21 protein-coding genes and 2 tRNA genes are annotated in these 18335 nt (G+C 57.2%); 9 read left to right on the top strand and 14 right to left on the bottom strand.

Annotated features, from left to right (window positions below):
- Nucleotides 1–15: 15 nt before the first annotated feature.
- The 7 genes from ACUTQY_RS13530 to rlmE all read right to left on the bottom strand — a co-directional run bounded on the left by ACUTQY_RS13530 (nt 16) and on the right by rlmE (nt 5754).
- Nucleotides 16–92: transfer RNA gene (locus ACUTQY_RS13530), tRNA-Met, on the bottom strand.
- Nucleotides 93–152: 60 nt separating this feature from the next.
- Nucleotides 153–239 (bottom strand) — tRNA-Leu (locus tag ACUTQY_RS13525).
- Between the two features lie 70 nt (nt 240–309).
- A complete protein-coding gene (gene secG, locus ACUTQY_RS13520; RefSeq protein ID WP_004933519.1) occupies nt 310–645 on the bottom strand; it encodes a preprotein translocase subunit SecG in 336 nt (111 codons plus the stop codon).
- Nucleotides 646–865: 220 nt separating this feature from the next.
- Nucleotides 866–2203 carry a phosphoglucosamine mutase gene (glmM, locus tag ACUTQY_RS13515; RefSeq protein WP_033648671.1) on the bottom strand — a complete coding sequence of 446 codons (1338 nt, stop codon included), beginning with the start codon at nt 2201–2203 and terminating at the stop codon, nt 866–868.
- A 4-nt stretch (nt 2204–2207) separates the two neighbouring features.
- Entirely contained in the window at nt 2208–3044 is an 837-nt protein-coding gene (folP, locus tag ACUTQY_RS13510) for a dihydropteroate synthase (RefSeq protein WP_042783532.1), read from the bottom strand.
- A 92-nt stretch (nt 3045–3136) separates the two neighbouring features.
- Nucleotides 3137–5068 carry an ATP-dependent zinc metalloprotease FtsH gene (ftsH, locus tag ACUTQY_RS13505; RefSeq protein WP_004933529.1) on the bottom strand — a complete coding sequence of 644 codons (1932 nt, stop codon included), beginning with the start codon at nt 5066–5068 and terminating at the stop codon, nt 3137–3139.
- A 56-nt stretch (nt 5069–5124) separates the two neighbouring features.
- Nucleotides 5125–5754 carry a 23S rRNA (uridine(2552)-2'-O)-methyltransferase RlmE gene (gene rlmE / locus ACUTQY_RS13500; RefSeq protein ID WP_004933533.1) on the bottom strand — a complete coding sequence of 210 codons (630 nt, stop codon included), beginning with the start codon at nt 5752–5754 and terminating at the stop codon, nt 5125–5127.
- 143 nt (nt 5755–5897) lie between these two features.
- Between rlmE and yhbY the strand changes: the two genes are divergently transcribed.
- Nucleotides 5898–6191: a ribosome assembly RNA-binding protein YhbY gene (gene yhbY, locus ACUTQY_RS13495; RefSeq protein WP_004933536.1), complete on the top strand. Its 294-nt coding sequence runs from the start codon at nt 5898–5900 to the stop codon at nt 6189–6191.
- A 112-nt stretch (nt 6192–6303) separates the two neighbouring features.
- Here yhbY and greA read toward each other — a convergent pair whose 3' ends face one another.
- Nucleotides 6304–6780, bottom strand: coding sequence for a transcription elongation factor GreA (gene greA / locus ACUTQY_RS13490; RefSeq protein WP_004933539.1), 477 nt, complete (start codon nt 6778–6780; stop codon nt 6304–6306).
- Between the two features lie 256 nt (nt 6781–7036).
- Here greA and dacB point away from each other — a divergent pair, with 256 nt between their 5' ends.
- Genes dacB through pmrB form a run of 3 tightly spaced genes read left to right on the top strand, consistent with a single transcriptional unit; the run spans nt 7037 to nt 10199 of the window.
- On the top strand, nt 7037–8470 hold the full coding sequence (gene dacB, locus ACUTQY_RS13485) for a serine-type D-Ala-D-Ala carboxypeptidase (protein ID WP_025159591.1): 1434 nt from the start codon (nt 7037–7039) through the stop codon (nt 8468–8470).
- Between the two features lie 8 nt (nt 8471–8478).
- Nucleotides 8479–9141 (top strand): two-component system response regulator PmrA, encoded by a 663-nt coding sequence (pmrA, locus tag ACUTQY_RS13480; RefSeq protein WP_033641655.1) that lies wholly within the window; start codon nt 8479–8481, stop codon nt 9139–9141.
- Complete coding sequence (gene pmrB, locus ACUTQY_RS13475) at nt 9138–10199, top strand: two-component system sensor histidine kinase PmrB (protein ID WP_046688108.1); 1062 nt, start codon at nt 9138–9140, stop codon at nt 10197–10199. Before pmrA ends, pmrB begins: the two co-directional genes overlap by 4 nt.
- Before the next feature lie 36 nt (nt 10200–10235).
- Here the strand turns inward: pmrB and cgtA are convergent, their stop codons facing one another.
- The 4 genes from cgtA to rplU all read right to left on the bottom strand — a co-directional run bounded on the left by cgtA (nt 10236) and on the right by rplU (nt 13088).
- Nucleotides 10236–11408, bottom strand: a complete 1173-nt coding sequence (gene cgtA / locus ACUTQY_RS13470) for an Obg family GTPase CgtA (protein WP_033641651.1) — start codon at nt 11406–11408, stop codon at nt 10236–10238.
- 16 nt (nt 11409–11424) lie between these two features.
- Nucleotides 11425–12396, bottom strand: a complete 972-nt coding sequence (locus tag ACUTQY_RS13465; RefSeq protein WP_033641649.1) for a DMT family transporter — start codon at nt 12394–12396, stop codon at nt 11425–11427.
- A 105-nt stretch (nt 12397–12501) separates the two neighbouring features.
- Nucleotides 12502–12759 (bottom strand): 50S ribosomal protein L27, encoded by a 258-nt coding sequence (gene rpmA, locus ACUTQY_RS13460; RefSeq protein ID WP_004933559.1) that lies wholly within the window; start codon nt 12757–12759, stop codon nt 12502–12504.
- Between the two features lie 17 nt (nt 12760–12776).
- Nucleotides 12777–13088: a 50S ribosomal protein L21 gene (gene rplU, locus ACUTQY_RS13455; protein WP_004933561.1), complete on the bottom strand. Its 312-nt coding sequence runs from the start codon at nt 13086–13088 to the stop codon at nt 12777–12779.
- A gap of 270 nt (nt 13089–13358) precedes the next feature.
- On the opposite strand from rplU, the gene ispB reads away from it, so the two are divergent.
- The gene (ispB, locus tag ACUTQY_RS13450) at nt 13359–14330 is read left to right on the top strand and encodes an octaprenyl diphosphate synthase (RefSeq protein ID WP_033641648.1); all 972 of its coding nucleotides are present in this window, start codon (nt 13359–13361) and stop codon (nt 14328–14330) included.
- A 50-nt stretch (nt 14331–14380) separates the two neighbouring features.
- Here ispB and ACUTQY_RS13445 read toward each other — a convergent pair whose 3' ends face one another.
- Complete coding sequence (locus ACUTQY_RS13445) at nt 14381–14737, bottom strand: DNA-binding protein (protein ID WP_033644178.1); 357 nt, start codon at nt 14735–14737, stop codon at nt 14381–14383.
- A gap of 180 nt (nt 14738–14917) precedes the next feature.
- Between ACUTQY_RS13445 and ACUTQY_RS13440 the strand changes: the two genes are divergently transcribed.
- Nucleotides 14918–15178, top strand: coding sequence for a helix-turn-helix domain-containing protein (locus ACUTQY_RS13440; protein WP_004933567.1), 261 nt, complete (start codon nt 14918–14920; stop codon nt 15176–15178).
- Between the two features lie 71 nt (nt 15179–15249).
- Here the strand turns inward: ACUTQY_RS13440 and mdh are convergent, their stop codons facing one another.
- Nucleotides 15250–16188, bottom strand: a complete 939-nt coding sequence (gene mdh, locus ACUTQY_RS13435) for a malate dehydrogenase (protein ID WP_033636811.1) — start codon at nt 16186–16188, stop codon at nt 15250–15252.
- A 464-nt stretch (nt 16189–16652) separates the two neighbouring features.
- Between mdh and argR the strand changes: the two genes are divergently transcribed.
- The 3 genes from argR to yhcN (ACUTQY_RS13420) all read left to right on the top strand — a co-directional run bounded on the left by argR (nt 16653) and on the right by yhcN (ACUTQY_RS13420) (nt 18174).
- A complete protein-coding gene (argR, locus tag ACUTQY_RS13430) occupies nt 16653–17123 on the top strand; it encodes a transcriptional regulator ArgR (protein WP_016929335.1) in 471 nt (156 codons plus the stop codon).
- A gap of 403 nt (nt 17124–17526) precedes the next feature.
- Nucleotides 17527–17790 (top strand): peroxide/acid stress response protein YhcN, encoded by a 264-nt coding sequence (gene yhcN, locus ACUTQY_RS13425; protein ID WP_046688569.1) that lies wholly within the window; start codon nt 17527–17529, stop codon nt 17788–17790.
- Nucleotides 17791–17910: 120 nt separating this feature from the next.
- A complete protein-coding gene (gene yhcN, locus ACUTQY_RS13420; protein ID WP_025305042.1) occupies nt 17911–18174 on the top strand; it encodes a peroxide/acid stress response protein YhcN in 264 nt (87 codons plus the stop codon).
- The last annotated feature ends 161 nt before the right edge of the window (nt 18175–18335 follow it).

Genomic DNA, 18335 nt, shown 5'->3' with positions numbered 1-18335 from the left:
ACACTTAAAGGAAAGTGGTTGCGGGGGCCGGATTTGAACCGACGACCTTCGGGTTATGAGCCCGACGAGCTACCAGGCTGCTCCACCCCGCGTCCGAAAACGTGGCAAATACTACGCCGATAATCGCAAAATTGCAAGTTATCTCTGGGATTTGGTACCGAGGATGGGACTCGAACCCACAAGCCCGTTAGGGCACTACCACCTCAAGGTAGCGTGTCTACCAATTCCACCACCTCGGTACTGATTCTTACTGCTAACGGCCGTTGTTCTTTCGAGTTCACAACCACCGCTTTCAAACTTTGTTACGGCTTACTGCGGGATATCGCTGCTCGGCTTGGCTGGTGCCGCCGGCGCGGTCGTCTGCTCAGTTTTCACTGGCTGACCCAGGTTTTCCCACTCGCTGCCTTTCTTGCTCTGGTTGCTGCTGAGGTTGCCCAGAATCAGGCTGATGACGAAGAACAGCGTCGCCAGCACAGCAGTCATGCGGGTCATAAAGTTACCGGAACCACTCGAACCGAACAATGTGCCTGATGCACCTGCTCCGAAAGAGGCTCCCATATCAGCGCCTTTACCTTGCTGCAACATAATCAGAGCAACCAGCCCGATTGAGATCAGCAGGAAAATTACCAGAAGAGCTTCGTACATAGTAGTACCCGTATCCTTGCGGCCTTACCGCATGCCAAATGCTTCACACTCATCAAGCAGGCGTTTTTATAAACTGCCTACTGAAGCGGGTGTGAATACTAACCAAAGCCGCCAACCCGCGCAAGGGCAATTTGCAGCCGCCGGCGCGTTTGCGGAAAAAAACGCCAACAATCGCCTGTTCGGGCTCAGCGATGCCAAGCCCGGCGGCTAACTGTCTGTTTTAACCTGCGGATTTCACCGCGTCGGCGATGCGATGCGCCAGCGCGGTCACCTGCTGCTCGTCTTCGCCTTCCACCATCACGCGGATCAGCGGCTCGGTGCCCGATTTGCGCAGCAGCACCCGGCCGCGGCCGGCCAGCTCGGCCTCCACTTGCTCGGTGACTTTGCGCACCGCGTCGGACTCCAGCGGATTGTGCTCGCCGGCGAAGCGCACGTTGACCAGGATCTGCGGCAGCAGCTTCATGCCGCTGCACAGGTCATGCAGGCTCATGTGGTTGCGCACCATGGCGGTCAGCACCTGCAGCCCGGCCACGATGCCGTCGCCGGTGGTGGTTTTGTCCAGCAGGATCACATGGCCGGAGTTTTCCGCGCCGATGCGCCAGCCCAACTCCTGCAGCTTCTCCAGCACGTAGCGGTCGCCCACTTTGGCGCGAGCGAACGGAATGCCCAGCTGTTTCAGCGCCAGCTCCAGCCCCATATTGCTCATCAGGGTGCCGACCGCGCCGCCGCGCAGCTGGCCCTGACGCAGGCCTTCACGGGCGATGATGTACAGGATCTGGTCGCCGTCCACCTTGTTGCCCAGGTGATCCACCATCATCACGCGGTCACCGTCGCCGTCGAACGCCAGGCCGACGTGCGCTTTTTCCTGCAACACGCGCTCCTGCAGCTGACGCACATCGGTAGCGCCGCATTTTTCGTTGATGTTCATCCCGTCCGGCTCAACGCCGATGGCTATCACCGTGGCGCCCAGCTCGCGCAGCACGCTCGGCGCGATGTGATAAGTCGCGCCGTTGGCGCAGTCAACCACGATTTTCAGCCCCTTCAGGCTCAGCTCGCTCGGGAAAGTGCCTTTGCAGAATTCGATATAGCGGCCGGCGGCGTCGATGATACGGCTGGCTTTACCCAGCTCGGCGGACTCTACGCAGGTCAGCGGTTTTTCCATCTCGGCTTCGATCGCCTCTTCGACGTTGTCCGGCAATTTGGCGCCGTCGATCGAGAAGAACTTGATGCCGTTGTCATAGAACGGGTTGTGCGAAGCGGAGATGACAATGCCCGCTTCCGCGCGGAAGGTGCGCGTCAGGTAGGCCACCGCCGGCGTAGGCATCGGCCCAGTGAAGGAGGCGGATAATCCGGCGGCCGCCAGGCCGGCTTCCAGAGCGGACTCCAGCATATAACCGGAGATGCGCGTATCCTTACCGATGATGATCTTGCGGGAACCGTGACGCGCCAGCACTTTACCGGCCGCCCAGCCCAGTTTCAGCACGAAGTCCGGCGTGATGGGGCTGTCCCCGACCTTGCCTCGGATGCCGTCGGTGCCAAAATATTTGCGCTCGCTCATGTCTCTACTGTCCTTTAGCTGAAAGTGTTGCCTCGACGACACGCATCGCCTCGACGGTTTCTTTAACGTCATGCACTCTGACAATCTGCGCCCCCTGCATCGCCGCGATCACCGCGCAGGCCACGCTGCCGATAACCCGTTGATCCGGCGGCACGTTCAGCAGTTGTCCAATCATCGATTTGCGCGACATGCCGACCAACAGCGGCAAACCGAAACGATGAAATTCCGACAACCGGGCCAGAAGCTGATAGTTGTGCGCCAAATTTTTACCGAAACCGAAGCCTGGGTCGAGCAGCAATTTCTGATTTGTTATCCCCGCCTCGTTACAGCGCCGGATATGGTGCTCGAAAAACGTCTGAACGTCGGCGATCAGATCGTCGTAGTGGGGCGCCTGCTGCATGGTGCGCGGCTGCCCCTGCATGTGCATCAGGCAGACCGGCAAACCGCTTTCCGCCGCCGCCGCCAGGGCGCCCGGCTCCTGCAGCGAACGGATGTCGTTGATCAAGTGTGCGCCGGCGTGCGCCGATTCGCGGATCACACCCGCTTTCGAGGTATCGACCGAGATAAAGACTTCAAAGCGCTGCGCCAGCGCTTCCACCACAGGCACGACCCGCTCAAGCTCCTCCTCTTCGCTCACTTCCGCCGCCCCCGGCCTTGTCGATTCGCCGCCGATATCAATCATCGTGGCGCCGGCCGAAATCAGCGCATGCGCATGTACCAGCGCCTGGTTCAGGGTGTTGTGGCGGCCGCCGTCGGAAAACGAATCCGGCGTCACGTTGAGGATGCCCATCACCTGAGGATGGGAGAGATTGAGCGTCATGTCGCGCACGGTTAACTGCATGGTTGGTCCACCTTACTGTTGCCTGGTTCACTGCCCGCCGGGCAAAAAAAAACCCCGGCATGCCGGGGTTTGATGTTATTACACAGCCGCTGTTACTTGTCGAGCTGTTCGGACATGGTGTTGCCCGGCGTTGGGGTGCGCGGCTCATCTACCGGCGTCGGGGCTTTCGGGGTGCCACCGTTGTCGGAGCTGTTGCCTTTGTTCGCATCGTCCCAGCCCGCCGGCGGACGCACGTCTTTGCGGTTCATCAGATCGTCGATCTGCGGCGCATCGATGGTTTCATACTTCATCAACGCATCCTTCATCGAGTGCAGGATGTCCATGTTTTCCATCAGCAGCGAGCGAGCACGCGTGTAGTTGCGTTCGATCAGCGACTTCACTTCCTGGTCGATGATACGCGCGGTTTCATCCGACATGTGCTTCGCCTTGGCCACGGAACGGCCCAGGAACACTTCGCCCTCTTCTTCCGCATACAGCAGCGGCCCCAGCTTCTCGGAGAAGCCCCATTGGGTCACCATGTTGCGGGCGATGGAGGTCGCCACTTTGATATCGTTCGACGCACCGGTAGAGACTTTTTCCGGCCCGTAGATGATCTCTTCCGCCAGACGACCGCCGTACAGGGTGGAGATTTGGCTCTCCAGCTTCTGACGGCTGGCGCTGATCGCATCCCCTTCCGGCAGGAAGAAGGTCACGCCGAGCGCCCGACCACGAGGAATGATGGTGACCTTGTGCACCGGGTCGTGTTCAGGAACCAGGCGGCCAATGATGGCGTGGCCCGCTTCGTGATACGCGGTCGACTCTTTCTGCGCTTCAGTCATCACCATGGAGCGGCGTTCCGCACCCATCATGATCTTGTCTTTGGCTTTCTCGAACTCCACCATCGACACCACGCGCTTGTTGCCGCGGGCGGCGAACAGCGCCGCTTCGTTGACCAGGTTGGCCAGATCGGCACCGGAGAAGCCCGGCGTACCGCGCGCAATGACGGAGGCGTCGATGTCAGCCGCCAACGGCACGCGGCGCATGTGCACCTTCAGGATCTGCTCGCGGCCGCGCACGTCCGGCAGCCCGACCACGACCTGACGGTCGAAACGGCCCGGGCGCAGCAGCGCGGGATCAAGCACGTCCGGACGGTTGGTCGCCGCGATGACGATGATGCCCTCGTTGCCTTCGAAACCGTCCATCTCAACCAGCATCTGGTTCAGGGTCTGCTCGCGCTCATCGTGACCGCCACCCAGGCCGGCGCCACGCTGGCGACCGACGGCGTCGATTTCATCGATGAAGATGATGCACGGCGCGGCTTTCTTCGCTTGTTCGAACATGTCGCGCACGCGGGATGCACCCACGCCGACGAACATTTCGACGAAGTCGGAACCGGAAATGGTGAAGAACGGTACCTTCGCTTCGCCGGCGATCGCTTTCGCCAACAGCGTTTTACCGGTCCCCGGCGGGCCAACCATCAGCACGCCTTTCGGGATCTTGCCGCCCAGCTTCTGGAAACGGCTCGGTTCGCGCAGGTATTCCACCAGTTCGCTCACCTCTTCTTTCGCTTCGTCACACCCGGCGACATCGGCGAAAGTGGTCTTGATCTGGTCTTCCGTCAGCATGCGGGCCTTGCTCTTGCCGAAGGACATCGCGCCCTTGCCGCCGCCGCCCTGCATTTGCCGCATAAAGAAGATCCAGACCCCGATCAGCAACAGCATCGGGAACCAAGAGATAAAGATAGAAGCCAGCAGGCTCGGCTCTTCAGGCGGCTCGCCGACAACTTTCACATTCTTCGTTAACAACGTATCCAGCAACTTAGGATCGTTGACAGGGATGTAGGTCGTGTATTTGTTACTGTCTTTCTTGGTAACGTTAATTTCACGTCCGTTGATTCGCGCTTCGCGAACCTGGTCCTGGGTCAGTTCGGACATGAAGGTAGAGTAATCCACCCTACGGCCATTCGACTCGCTGGGCCCAAAGCTCTGGAATACAGACATCAACACTACCGCGATGACTAACCAGAGAATTAGGTTTTTCGCCATGTCACTCAAGGGATTAACCTCATCTTACAACTGTGTTAACAAACAGCGTTAGGGTACTACAGTTTGCGCCCTGTCGCTACAATGTACACTTCGCGCGAACGGGCGCGGGAAGCGTCTGGCTTACGAATCTTAACCTTCGTAAACAGGGAGCGAATTTCCCGTAGGTACTCGTCAAAGCCATCTCCCTGGAACACCTTCACCAGGAAACTTCCGCCTGGTGCGAGGACATCACGACACATATCCAGCGCCAACTCCACCAGATACATCGACCTTGGAATATCGACCGCCGGGGTGCCACTCATATTCGGGGCCATATCGGACATGACCACCTGAACCTTACTCTCGCCTACTCGTTCCAACAGTGCCTTCAGCACCAGTTCATCACGAAAATCGCCCTGAAGGAAATCGACGCCAACGATAGGATCCATTGGCAAAATATCACAGGCGATGATGCGCCCGGTACCGCCGATTTGGGTGACCACATACTGCGACCAGCCGCCCGGTGCGGCGCCCAAGTCAACCACGGTCATGCCCGGTTTGAACAGTTTGTCGCTCTGCTGTATTTCATCAAGTTTAAACCAGGCACGGGAACGCAGTCCCTTTTTCTGCGCCTGCTGTACATATTTATCGCTAAAGTGTTCTTGTAACCAGCGACTGGAGCTAGCCGAACGCTTTTTATTAGCCATCTCGTTTTCCAACTATCATAAAAAGAGTCTTATGTCAGGGTCGCTGCTCACGTAGACTCACACCGGTGAAGACCGATTTGGTGATATACATGAGATGGCGGTAGAATGTACCGTTTTCAATCCCAACTTAAGCAAAAAAGACAATGAATCTGAATAATAAACAAAAACAGCACCTGAAAGGCCTGGCGCATCCGTTAAAACCGGTGGTGATGCTGGGCAATAACGGTCTTACCGAAGGGGTGCTGGCTGAAATTGAACAGGCTCTGGAGCATCATGAGCTGATCAAGGTAAAAATCGCCGCTGAAGATCGCGAAACCAAGACCCTGATCGCCGACGCTATCGTGCGTGAAACGGGCGCCTGCAATGTGCAAGTTATCGGCAGTACGCTTATTCTTTACCGCCCGTCGAAAGAGCGCAAGATCAGTCTACCGCGTTAATAACCATCAGGTTAACGAAAAGGTGCCATGCGCCTGACCAAGATAAAAGGCCGCTTGCGGCCTTTTTCCTATCTTTACAAAACGTTGGCGCATTAATGACCAACGGTCCCGATCAGAGATACTCGACCTTCAGGATCTCGTATTCCACGTCGCCGCCTGGGGTTTTGATCACCACCACATCGTCTTGCTCTTTGCCGATCAGGCCGCGCGCCATCGGCGAGTTTACCGAAATCAGATTTTTCTTGAAATCGGCCTCATCGTCGCCAACGATGCGGTAAGTCACTTCTTCTTCGCTGTCCAGATTCATCACCGATACGGTGGCGCCGAAGATCACCCGACCGGTGTTCGGCATCTTGGTGATGTCGATCACCTGAGCATTGGACAGCTTGGCTTCGATTTCCTGAATGCGGCCTTCACAGAAACCCTGCTGTTCGCGGGCGGCATGGTACTCGGCATTTTCTTTCAGGTCGCCGTGTTCACGCGCTTCAGCGATATCCGCAATGATTTTCGGGCGGCGCACGCTTTTCAGATATTCGAGCTCTTCGCGCAGTTTTTCAGCGCCAAACAAGGTCATCGGAATTTGGTTCATCGTATAAATACCTCTAAATCTTTCCTGTTCAAATAACCGTCATCCTGACGTATTCGTATGAAAACACGGTTGGCATACCGCCCCCCGCCTCCAGGCGACAAACAAAAGAAACCTGACTCGGAACGGAGCCCAAGCCAAGATCGGTTTTGCATTTTGATACGCATTTTAGCCTAGAGTTCCTTGAGGGTCATCGTTTACTTTTTCCCTGATTGCACCGTAGTATGACGGCACGTTATCCAGCTGTTATCCCGAGATTATGCGTTTTTCACGAATTGTCAGTGCATTGGCTTGCGCATTTGTTCTGAATGCGAATGCGGCCCCGGTTGAAGAGTACACACAATATCTGCCTGATGGGGCCAACCTTGCCCTGGTCGTTCAGAAGATCGGCGCCGGCTCGCCGACGATCGATTACCACTCTCAGCAAATGGCGCTGCCGGCCAGTACCCAAAAAGTGCTGACGGCGCTGGCGGCATTGCTGCAACTCGGGCCCGATTACCGTTTCACCACCACGCTGGAGAGCCAGGGCGATATCCGCGACGGCGTGCTGCGCGGCAACCTGATCGCTCGCTTCAGCGGCGATCCGACCTTCAAACGCCAGAGCCTGCGCAATATGGTGGCCGTCCTGAAAAAGCAAGGCGTGCGCCAAATCAGCGGCGACGTGCTGGTCGATACCTCGGTCTTCGCCAGCCATGACAAAGCGCCCGGTTGGCCGTGGAACGATCTGACGCAGTGCTTCAGCGCGCCGCCGGCCGCCGCCATCGTCGATCGCAACTGTTTCTCGGTCTCGCTCTACAGCGCTCCGAATCCGGGCGACATGGCGTTTATCCGCGTCGCCTCCTATTATCCGGTTAATATGTTTAGCCAGGTACGCACCCTGGCGCGCGGCTCGGCAGACGCACAGTACTGCGAGCTGGACGTGGTGCCGGGCGAGCTGAACCGCTTTACCCTGACCGGCTGCCTGACGCAGCGCAGCGAGCCGTTGCCGCTGGCCTTCGCCATCCAGGACGGCGCCAGCTATGCGGGCGCCATCTTGAAAGACGAGCTGACGCAGGCCGGCATCCAGATCGACGGGCATTTGAAACGCCAGACGCGTCCCGGCATTACCGGCACGGTGATCGCGCAAACCCAGTCGGCACCGCTGCACGATCTGTTGAAGATCATGCTGAAAAAGTCGGACAACATGATTGCCGATACCGTCTTCCGCACCATCGGCCACGAGCGCTTCGGCGTGCCGGGCACCTGGCGAGCGGGCTCCGATGCGGTGCGCCAGGTGCTGCGCCAAAAGGCCGGTATCGATCTGGGCAATACCATCATCGCCGACGGTTCCGGCCTGTCGCGCCACAACCTGCTGGCCCCGGCGACCATGATGCAAGCGCTGCAGTACATCGCGCAGCACGACAACGAGCTGAACTTTATCTCGATGCTGCCGCTGTCCGGCTATGACGGCACCCTGCGCTACCGCGGCGGCCTGCATGAAGCCGGCGTCGACGGCAAGGTGTCGGCCAAGACCGGCGCGCTGCAGGGCGTCTACAACCTGGCGGGCTTCATCACGACAGCCAGCGGCCAGCGTATGGCCTTCGTACAGTATCTCTCCGGCTACGCCGTGCCGCCGGAAGATCAGAAACAGCGCCGCGCGCCGCTGGTGCGCTTCGAAAGCCGCCTGTATCGGGATATTTACCAAAACAACTGAGGGTCATCATGAAGCTGCTGGTCGTTGAAGATGATGAACTGCTGCAACAGGGGCTGGCGTTGGCGCTGACCGGCGAGGGTTACGTCTGCGACTGCGCCGCCACGGCGGCGGAGGCCAACAGCCTGCTCATCACCAGCCAATACAGCATGGTGATCCTGGATCTCGGCCTGCCGGATATGGACGGCGCGGCGCTGCTGCGGCAGTGGCGCCGCCAGCAGATCGATCTGCCGGTGCTGATCCTGACCGCCCGCGACGCCCTGGAAGATCGCGTCGACGGGCTGGACGCCGGCGCCGACGACTACCTGGTCAAACCCTTCGCGCTGGTTGAGCTGCAGGCGCGCGTGCGCGCCCTCCTTCGGCGCTACCAGGGCCACAGCGACAATCTGATGCAGGTGGATGACCTGCAGTTGAACCTCTCCAGCCAGCAGGTCTACCTGCAGCAACAGCCGGTGGAAGTCACGCCAAAAGAGTTCGCCATTCTGTCGCGCCTGATCATGCGTGCCGGGCAGACGGTCAACCGTGAGCTCCTGCAACAAGATCTCTACACCTGGCAAGACGATCTGGGCTCCAACACGCTGGAAGTGCACATCCACAACCTGCGCCGTAAACTGGGCAAGGATCGCATCCGCACCGTGCGCGGCATCGGCTACCGCCTGGAACCTTCCTCATGATCAGCATGCGCCGCCGCCTGCTGCTGATGTTGGCGCTGATCCTGTTGGTCACGCAGCTCATCAGCGCCTTCTGGCTGTGGCACGAAAGCCAGGAACAGATCAGCTTCCTGGTGGACGAAACCCTGTCCGCCAAAGTGCGCAGCGAGCGCGTCGATACCGAGATCGCCGAGGCCATCGCCTCGCTGTTGGCGCCTTCGCTGATCATGATGATCGTGACCCTGCTGGCGTCTTTCTGGGCCATCAGCTGGATCACCCGCCCGCTCAACCAATTGCAGCAGCGGCTGGAAAAGCGCTCTGCCGATAACCTGACGCCGCTGCCGATCACCAGCGACAGCCAGGAAATGGTGGCGGTCACCAATGCGCTCAATCAGCTGTTCTCACGGCTGGACAACACCATTCAGCAGGAACGCCTGTTCACCGCCGACGCCGCCCACGAGCTGCGCACGCCGCTGGCCGGCATCCGCCTGCATCTGGAACTGATGGAAAAACAGGGCGTCAAGGGCAGCCAGGCGCTGCTCGCCCGCATCGATCAACTGATGCACACCGTCGAGCAACTGCTGATGCTGTCGCGCGCCGGGCAAGACTTTGCCAGCGGCCATTACCAGCATTTCGATTGGGTAGCCGATGTGATCCAGCCGCTGCGTGAAGAGCTCGACGAAATGACCGCCCAACGCGGGCAAACGCTGGCCTGGCAATTGCCGGCCGCCGCTGCGGTGAACGGCGATCCGGTGCTGCTGCGGCTGCTGCTGCGCAACCTGGTCGAAAACGCCCACCGATACGGCCCGGAAGGCGGCGCGATACAGGTGCGGTTAACGCCGCAGGATCGCGGTTATCTGCTGCAGGTCATCGACGATGGCCCGGGGATCAAGGAAGAGATGGTCGGGGAGCTGACGCAGGCGTTTCGCCGCATGGATCAACGCTACGGCGGCAGCGGACTGGGCTTGAATATCGTGATCCGCATCGTGCAGCTGCACCAGGGGCGCTTGACGCTGGAAAACCGCCGCGATGCGCGCGGCCTGAATGCCCAGTGTTGGCTGCCGGAAAAGGCGCTCAAATAATAAGGGCCCAGCGTTGCTGAGCCCTTTATCACCGAATTACTTCTGGTAAATGATTTCGACACCTTCGTCGTCGTCTTCGTCCCAGTCGTCATCCCAGTCGTCATCCGCCTCCGATTCCATCTCCGCCAGCTGTTCGCGGTGATAGTCGTCCCACATGAATTCGACTTTTTCCGGCGCGCTTTCTTCGATCGCCATCGCTTTCGGCTGGGTGTTGATGAAGTTCATCACGTCCCAGCACAGCGCGTTGACGCCTTCGCGGTTGGCGGCGGAGATCATGTAGTACTTTCCTTCCCAGCCCATGCCTTCCACAATCGCCTTGGCGCGTTCGGCGGCTTCTTCCTCACCAATCACATCAATTTTGTTGAACACCAGCCAGCGTGGCTTCTGCGCCAGATTTTCGCTGTATTGGTTCAACTCGTTGATGATGACTTTGGCGTTTTCCACCGGATCGGATTCGTCGATCGGCGCAATGTCCACCAGGTGCAGCAGCACGCGGCAACGCTCCAGGTGTTTCAGGAAGCGAATGCCCAGGCCCGCGCCTTCGGAGGCGCCCTCGATCAGACCCGGAATGTCGGCGACCACAAAGCTCTGCTCGTGGTCCATGCGCACCACGCCCAGGCTTGGCACCAGCGTGGTAAACGGATAATCGGCCACCTTCGGCTTGGCGGCGGACACCGCGCGGATGAAGGTCGATTTGCCGGCGTTCGGCAGCCCCAGCATGCCCACATCGGCCAGCAGCAACAGCTCCAGCAACAGATCGCGCGCTTCGCCGGCGGTGCCCAGCGTCTTCTGACGCGGCGCACGGTTGACCGACGATTTGAAACGGGTGTTACCCAGACCGTGCCAGCCGCCTTTGGCGACCATCAGTTTCTGCTCGTGACGGGTCATGTCGCCGAGGATCTCGCCGGTGCCCTGATCCTTCACGCGCGTGCCGACCGGCACCTTGATGATGACGTCTTTACCGCGTTTACCGGTACAGTCGCGACTCTGGCCATTCTGACCGCGCTCGGCGCGGAAAGACTTCTCAAAGCGGTAGTCGATCAGGGTATTGAGGTTCTCGTCCGCCAGCAGGTAGACGTCGCCGCCGTCGCCGCCGTCGCCGCCGTCAGGCCCGCCGTTAGGGATATATTTTTCGCGGCGGAAGCTGACGCATCCGTTGCCGCCATCGCCTGCAACGACCAGAATCGCTGCTTCATCTACAAACTTCATTTACCGTCTCCGTAAATCATTCACCGGGCTGCTTCAAAGGAGCAACCTGGGGGGGTTCTGCCCGTCGCGGCCACCACCGGTGACCAATTGCGGAAAACATAGCGCCCGCCACTACCACAAACGCGCCAACATAGCCGACGAGATTTAACGTCGGCGCGGCGAACGCCTGGGGCCAGGCCAGCGCCAATAAATCAGAAAACAGCAGGGTAAACAGCGGGGTCAGCGTCACCAACGCACTCACCTGCGCCGCCTGCCAGCGCGCCATCGCTTCCGCCAGCGCGCCATAGCCGATCAACGTGTTGGCACCGCAAAACAGCAGGCACGCCAATTGCCAGCCGCTAAGCTGGAAAATCACCTCGGGTTTGGCCAGAGGGAACAACGCCATCGCACATAAAGTGTACAACATAACCAGGATCTGCGGCGAAGCCAGCCGTCGCAGCAATACCTTCTGCGCCACGCCGTAGCTCACCCAGACCATCGCCGCACACACGCCCAGCATGACGCCCAGCGTGTAGTCCGTCAGCCGGGTAAAGATCTCTATCAGACTGACGTTGAAAAACAACATCAGTCCACAAATCAGCATCAAGGCGCCAATGACCTGGGTGATGCGCATGCGCTCTTTTAAAATCAGCACGCTGGCGAACATCATGCCCACCGGCGACAGCTGGCCAATCACCTGCGACGCCGTCGGGCTCAGGTATTGCAGCGAGGAACTGAAGAACACAAAGTTGCCCAACAGCCCCGCCGTGGCGATCGCCAACAGCAGCAGCCAACGCGGTTGACGGAACATCTTCAGCGGCGGCAGCTTGCCGCGCACCGCGAGGATCACGCCCAAACCGATGGCGGCCATGGTAAAGCGATACCAAACGACGGTAAACGGCTCCATCACCGCCAACACTTCTTTCATCGCGATCGGCAACGCGCCCCAGCAAACCGCCGTGGTTAACGCCAGGGAAATACCCACGCCGACCTGCTGCTTCGTATCCATATTACCTTCGCCAACGCTGACAGGGCTGCCCGCAGGCAACCCATAAATGTAAAAAGCCCCGCAACGAATTGCGGGGCTTACATCTATTTCGTAAGGCTCGAAAAATTATTCAGCTTCGATGCTGATGAATTTACGATTGCTCGGGCCTTTAACTTCGAATTTGACTTTACCGTCTTTCAAAGCAAACAGAGTGTGGTCTTTGCCGCAACCCACGTTGGTACCAGCGTGGAATTTGGTGCCGCGCTGACGAACGATGATGCTGCCTGCCAGTACTGCTTCGCCGCCAAAGCGTTTTACGCCCAGACGTTTAGCTTCTGAATCGCGACCGTTACGAGTCGAGCCGCCAGCCTTTTTGTGTGCCATTAATCCGCTCTCCTAACTTAAGCGCTGATGCCGGTGATTTTAACGTCAGTGAACCACTGACGGTGGCCCTGCTGCTTACGGTGGTGTTTACGACGACGAAACTTAACAATTTTAATTTTCTCGCCACGACCGTGAGCAACGACTTCAGCTTTGATCTTGCCGCCATCGACGAAAGGAACGCCGATTTTGATATCTTCGCCATTAGCGATCATCAGAATCTGGTCAAACTCAACCGCTTCACCAGTTGCGATGTCCAGCTTTTCCAAGCGAACGGTCTGACCTTCGCTTACTCGGTGTTGTTTACCACCACTTTGGAAAACCGCGTACATATAAAACTCCGCTTTCCGCGTGCCCGACTGTGTTAGTTCAGAGCGCGCTATAAATATTCACAATAGGGCGCGAATTCTACGCAAAAAAGCGGCGCATGACAAGAGCAGAATAAGACCAGATGTACAAAAAAGAAGAAAAAAAACACAGTTTCTTTCGTGGCGTTTATCTGAACCGTTTTTCAAGTACAATCATAGGGACAGTTACCGCCATGTACCGATGTGAGCAGCGATCTCAACGCGGTGAAGAGAAACACAGCTGAAAAAAACACAATGAACCTAGAGCAAATTACCGAGTTAACCGCGCAAGATATGGCGGCCGTGAACGCAACAATTCTCGAACAGCTGAATTCCGATGTCACGCTCATCAATCAGCTTGGCTATTACATTATCAGCGGTGGCGGTAAACGCATCCGGCCGATGATCGCCGTCCTGGCGGCGCGAGCGTTGGGCTATGAAGGCAACAAGCACGTCACCGTGGCCGCCCTGATCGAATTCATCCATACCGCCACGCTGCTGCATGACGACGTCGTCGACGAATCGGACATGCGCCGCGGCAAAGCCACCGCCAACGCCGCGTTCGGCAACGCCGCCAGCGTGCTGGTCGGCGACTTTATCTATACCCGCGCCTTCCAGATGATGACCAGCCTGGAATCGCTGCGCGTGCTGGCGCTGATGTCGGAGGCGGTCAACGTCATCGCCGAAGGCGAAGTGCTGCAGTTGATGAACGTGCACGATCCTGACATCAGCGAAGAAAGCTATATGCGGGTGATCTACAGCAAAACCGCCCGTCTGTTTGAGGCGGCGGCGCAATCGTCGGCGATCCTGTCCGGCGCCAACGCCGAGCAAGAGAAGGCGCTGCAAGATTATGGCCGCTACCTCGGCACCGCTTTCCAGCTGATCGACGATCTGCTCGACTACAGCGCCGACGGCAGCACCCTGGGCAAAAACACCGGTGACGATCTGAATGAAGGGAAACCGACCCTGCCGCTGCTGCACGCGATGCACAACGGCGACGACGCACAGCGTGAGATGATCCGCGGCGCGATTGAGCAAGGCAACGGTCGTCATCTGCTGGAGCCGGTATTGCAGGCGATGCAACAATGCGGTTCGCTGGAATACACTCGCCAACGCGCCGAGGAAGAAGCCGACAAGGCGATCGCCGCGCTGCAGGTCTTGCCGGCCTCGGAGCACCGCACGGCGCTGGAAGGCCTGGCGCATCTGGCAGTGCAACGCGACTTTTAAGAAATAAAAGTTTCTTAACATTCTTATCAGGCCCGCTGAGGCGGGCCTGTCTAGGTATTGTTCTCTTCGTCAATACGCGCCAGCAGGCCGCCTATCCCTTCCCGCATCAGGAAAGCCACCATTCTCTCGCGCTCGCTCTCCGTCAAATGGTAGTAATACTCGATCCATACCGCTAACGGATCCTGGCGTTCTACGTCATACGCCGCCCCATCTTCTTTCAGCATCAGCAGGTTGCGTGCACCAGGCGGCAGGCTGTCGATATGATACTCCAACGCTTTTCCCTGCACGCCTTTACGCCTGCGGCTTATCCAGCCTTCGCGCCGGGCCATCAGATTGATTCCCTGTGGTGAGGAAGGTAATCCTGCGATGCCTGTCAGTTCCTTGGCGGCAAACCACTCGTTTTTCATAGCCATCATCTCTGGGCAATAGTGGGCAAAGTCATTTTTGGAAATTACTTGGGTATTTTTTAGGAAATTTAATGGTATTCTTGTTTCCGAATAAGCGTTTCACGTTGTTCAAACGCCTAACCCTGATCCGTTAGTTATACCACTAACGCAACTTTGGCTAATCAGAAAAGGAATGTAAACATGAATTCAAGGAACCCAGATTGGCATCCGGCAGATATCATCGCGGCGTTACGCAAACAGGGCACCACGCTGGCGGCGGTGTCGCGCAAGGCCGGATTAAGCTCATCAACGCTGGCCAACGCGCTGTCGCGTCCCTGGCCGAAGGGGGAATGGCTGATCGCCGAAGCAATCGGCATCCACCCATCGGAGATCTGGCCAAGCCGCTATTATGATCCGCACAGCGATTGCCTGCTGGATCGAAAAGCCCGCATCAAATCGTGAACGCGGGGCAAAAAAAACCGCCGGAACAGCGTCCGGCGGCGTTTATCGGCTGACTATCGGCGACGAGACGATCAGTTATTGATGAACTTCTCGCCCAGTTCGATATCTTTGTGCAGCACGTCCAGCATCTCATTCAGCGCTTTCTGTTCGAAGGCGCTTAGCGTGCCGATATCCTTGCGTTCTTCAACGCCGTTTTTACCCAGCACCAGCGGCTGTGCGAAGAAGCGAGCGTATTTGCCGTCGCCTTCAACGTAAGCGCATTCCACAACGCCTTTCTCGCCCTGCAGTGCGCGCACCAGAGACAGACCGAAACGCGCGGCCGCCTGGCCCATGGACAGCGTAGCAGACCCGCCACCGGCTTTGGCTTCCACCACTTCGGTGCCGGCGTTCTGAATGCGTTTGGTCAGATCCGCCACTTCCTGATCGGTGAAGCTCACGCCAGGGATCTGCGACAGCAGAGGCAGGATAGTCACGCCAGAGTGGCCGCCGATGACCGGCACATTCAGCTCTTCCGGCTGCTTGCCTTTCAGCTCGGCCACGAAGGTGTTGGAACGGATGATATCCAGCGAAGTCACGCCGAACAGTTTGTTCTTGTCGTAAACGCCGGCTTTTTTCAACACTTCCGCCGCGATGGCGACCGTGGTGTTAACCGGGTTGGTGATGATGCCGATGCAGGCTTTCGGGCAGGTTTTCGCCACTTGCTCAATCAGGTTACGCACGATGCCGGCGTTAACGTTGAACAGGTCAGAGCGATCCATGCCTGGCTTACGGGCCACGCCGGCGGAAATCAGCACCACGTCCGCACCCTGCAGAGCCGGGGTCGCGTCTTCGCCGCTGAAGCCTTTGATTTTAACTGCGGTTGGGATGTGGCTTAAGTCGACGGCAACGCCTGGGGTAACGGGGGCAATGTCGTAGAGAGAGAGTTCAGAACCTGAAGGAAGCTGGGTTTTGAGTAGAAGGGCGAGGGCCTGGCCGATACCGCCAGCAGCACCGAGAACTGCAACTTTCATCCTATACTCCTTTATTGTCTTAAATATATAAAGCGCCGTGAATGTGTTGGTGACGGACCTTAAATTATTACACCTTTAAAAACAATAAATTAGCTAATTGTTGCCTGCAGGTGCAATAAAATGACCGCTGTCGCGCCCATTTTAGATTAAATCGCTTACGCATGAAGGGCATAGCGCACACTAATCAAAAATAGTGCGAGGTTATTCACGAGCAAGTTAACCGGCCGTTACATTACACCCTTACGCAACATCAGAACAACATCATTTTAATAACATTTTATTTACCAGCGCAGGCCGATTTTCCGACGTCAAAAGGGCATATTCATCACGGCCGGATTTTGTTAAAATGCCGCCCTTTCCTCGCCGCCCGGTCATGTTTATTTTCTTTGGGTCGGCCTTTGTTGCATAAAAATTCATCTATATGCATAATCATGACTTCCATTATCAACATTCCACGGTGCAAAATGCGTAATCCCGCAAAACAGGAAGATCTGATCAAGACGTTCAAAGCGTTATTGAAAGAAGAAAAATTCAGTTCTCAAGGCGAGATCGTTTTGGCGCTGCAAGAAGAAGGCTTCGAAAACATTAACCAATCCAAAGTATCGCGCATGCTGACCAAGTTCGGTGCGGTACGTACGCGCAATGCCAAAATGGAAATGGTGTATTGCCTTCCTGCCGAACTCGGCGTGCCGACCACCACCAGCCCGCTGAAGAACCTGGTGCTGGACGTCGACCATAACGACGCCGTCGTGGTGATCCACACCAGTCCGGGCGCCGCACAGCTGATCGCCCGCCTGCTTGACTCCTTGGGCAAATCCCAGGGCATCCTCGGCACTATCGCCGGCGACGACACGATTTTCGTCACGCCGTCCAGCGGCTTTACCGCTCAGAAGCTGCATGAAGCGATCCTGGGCGTGTTCGAGCAAGAGCTGTGAAACCTGGCGCTAACAAAGTGCGGCTACCGCCCGCATTTTGTTAGCGCTTCTTTAACCCTCGCGTTACCTTTTCGGCCTTCAACCGCGTTTAACACTGCTTTTTTATCCCGCAACAACACATTTCCATGACATATCCATGTAACCAGCAGTACCAACTGTGATCTTCCGCACTTTTGGTCAAAAGCACTTACCTTATTGAAATTACATAAATTTAACATCGAAAGATCGTTTTATGAGCGTTTTTTATTCCTTGTAGTTATAAAAAATAAGGTTCATCGGTTTAAAGTTTCACTAGCAACTGTTAGCGAACTATTAATTTTTCACGTTACTAGCTGTATACTCATTTCCGTGAACTGAATCACAGTTCGTTGGAACTGATAAAAGAATACGATGAGGTGAGATGATGAAAATTAAAGCTACCGTTGCAACCCTGAGCGTTCTGTCCATGCTTTCCTTTGGCGCATTCGCAGCACAATCTGTTGACACAACCCAGGCCGCAAAACTGCAGCCCGCCGGTGTGATCACCGTGAGCGGCGTCGCCGCTGCGCCTTCCGACATTCGTCAGGCGCTGTCCGATAAAGCCGACGCCAAAGGGGCAACCGCTTACCGCGTGATCGAAGCGCGCAACGACGGCAACTTCCACGCGACCGCTGAAATCTACAAATAAGTACCGGCATTACCCGGCAACGGGCAATACATCTCTGGAATCAAACGCTGTCATAACGGCCTTCAAGAATAAAAATCGCTGCCAAGCCCTTCCAGGCTGTTATGACCAAGGATCGCTATCATGAACATGAAAACTACTCTCGCTGCACTCGGTTTGCTGTCTGTCATCTCCTTTGGCGCGTCTGCCGCCCAGTTGGTGACTAACGATCAGACCGCCAATCTGCAATCTATCGGCACCATTACCGTCAGCGGTATCGACGGCGCACCGACCGACATTCGCCAGGCGCTGTCGGAGAAAGCCGATGCTAAAGGCGCGACCGCCTACCGCGTGATCGAAGCGCGTAACGAAGGCAACTACCACGCCACCGCCGAGATTTACAAATAACAACTCTGGGAACGGCTTTGCAGAGCTGATTACCCTCGTCACTGCCACTGCCGAGTTCTGACGCAAACGCCGATTTCCCAGAGACCCTCTCGTCGTCCTATCCGACGAACCCCGTTGCCCTCGCTCGCGAGGGCTTTTTTATGGGCGTAAAAAAGGCCGCG

This window comes from Serratia sp. TSA_130.1 (assembly GCF_052691795.1).
Note: the sequence above shows the minus strand (reverse complement) of the source record. Positions and strands in the feature narration are given on the sequence as shown.

Excerpts from the sequence above, each read along its gene's own strand:
- secG (WP_004933519.1), bottom strand. The coding sequence starts at position 645 with ATGTACGAAGCTCTTCTGGTAATTTTCCTGCTGATCTCAATCGGGCTG.
- glmM (WP_033648671.1), bottom strand. The coding sequence starts at position 2,203 with ATGAGCGAGCGCAAATATTTTGGCACCGACGGCATCCGAGGCAAGGTC.
- folP (WP_042783532.1), bottom strand. The coding sequence starts at position 3,044 with ATGCAGTTAACCGTGCGCGACATGACGCTCAATCTCTCCCATCCTCAG.
- ftsH (WP_004933529.1), bottom strand. The coding sequence starts at position 5,068 with ATGGCGAAAAACCTAATTCTCTGGTTAGTCATCGCGGTAGTGTTGATG.
- rlmE (WP_004933533.1), bottom strand. The coding sequence starts at position 5,754 with ATGGCTAATAAAAAGCGTTCGGCTAGCTCCAGTCGCTGGTTACAAGAA.
- yhbY (WP_004933536.1), top strand. The coding sequence starts at position 5,898 with ATGAATCTGAATAATAAACAAAAACAGCACCTGAAAGGCCTGGCGCAT.
- greA (WP_004933539.1), bottom strand. The coding sequence starts at position 6,780 with ATGAACCAAATTCCGATGACCTTGTTTGGCGCTGAAAAACTGCGCGAA.
- dacB (WP_025159591.1), top strand. The coding sequence starts at position 7,037 with ATGCGTTTTTCACGAATTGTCAGTGCATTGGCTTGCGCATTTGTTCTG.
- pmrA (WP_033641655.1), top strand. The coding sequence starts at position 8,479 with ATGAAGCTGCTGGTCGTTGAAGATGATGAACTGCTGCAACAGGGGCTG.
- pmrB (WP_046688108.1), top strand. The coding sequence starts at position 9,138 with ATGATCAGCATGCGCCGCCGCCTGCTGCTGATGTTGGCGCTGATCCTG.
- cgtA (WP_033641651.1), bottom strand. The coding sequence starts at position 11,408 with ATGAAGTTTGTAGATGAAGCAGCGATTCTGGTCGTTGCAGGCGATGGC.
- ACUTQY_RS13465 (WP_033641649.1), bottom strand. The coding sequence starts at position 12,396 with ATGGATACGAAGCAGCAGGTCGGCGTGGGTATTTCCCTGGCGTTAACC.
- rpmA (WP_004933559.1), bottom strand. The coding sequence starts at position 12,759 with ATGGCACACAAAAAGGCTGGCGGCTCGACTCGTAACGGTCGCGATTCA.
- rplU (WP_004933561.1), bottom strand. The coding sequence starts at position 13,088 with ATGTACGCGGTTTTCCAAAGTGGTGGTAAACAACACCGAGTAAGCGAA.
- ispB (WP_033641648.1), top strand. The coding sequence starts at position 13,359 with ATGAACCTAGAGCAAATTACCGAGTTAACCGCGCAAGATATGGCGGCC.
- ACUTQY_RS13445 (WP_033644178.1), bottom strand. The coding sequence starts at position 14,737 with ATGAAAAACGAGTGGTTTGCCGCCAAGGAACTGACAGGCATCGCAGGA.
- ACUTQY_RS13440 (WP_004933567.1), top strand. The coding sequence starts at position 14,918 with ATGAATTCAAGGAACCCAGATTGGCATCCGGCAGATATCATCGCGGCG.
- mdh (WP_033636811.1), bottom strand. The coding sequence starts at position 16,188 with ATGAAAGTTGCAGTTCTCGGTGCTGCTGGCGGTATCGGCCAGGCCCTC.
- argR (WP_016929335.1), top strand. The coding sequence starts at position 16,653 with ATGCGTAATCCCGCAAAACAGGAAGATCTGATCAAGACGTTCAAAGCG.
- yhcN (WP_046688569.1), top strand. The coding sequence starts at position 17,527 with ATGAAAATTAAAGCTACCGTTGCAACCCTGAGCGTTCTGTCCATGCTT.
- yhcN (WP_025305042.1), top strand. The coding sequence starts at position 17,911 with ATGAACATGAAAACTACTCTCGCTGCACTCGGTTTGCTGTCTGTCATC.